This is a genomic window from Opacimonas viscosa, assembly GCF_024199005.1.
GTDB classification, from domain to species: domain Bacteria; phylum Pseudomonadota; class Gammaproteobacteria; order Enterobacterales; family Alteromonadaceae; genus Opacimonas; species Opacimonas viscosa.
On sequence record NZ_JANATA010000239.1, the window covers coordinates 1 to 253 of the forward strand.

Annotated in this window: 1 protein-coding gene; it reads left to right on the forward strand. The window is 40.3% G+C overall.

The window, feature by feature from the left end; translation table 11 throughout:
* Positions 1 to 253: hypothetical protein (locus NLF92_RS13440; RefSeq protein ID WP_254102761.1), on the forward strand; the 253-nt coding region annotated here is incomplete at both ends.

Sequence of the window (253 nt, forward strand, 5' to 3'; positions counted from 1 at the left end):
CACTGCGTCTGTTTCTGATGATTATTTTTTCCACTATAAGTATTCAGATGGCGGAGAACTTTTTGACACCGAAGGTTATCATGATGGAATTATCGGACTGTACGGCGCAAGCGGGGCTGACTTATTCGGCGAAAACGATACTTCTTTTGCTTTTGTAAGAACATTGTCCACTACTGAAGTCCCTGAACCTAAAGGGCTGTTATTGTTCGCCCTATTTTTTTTTGCCGGCTTTCAAATATTAAGTGCAAAAATT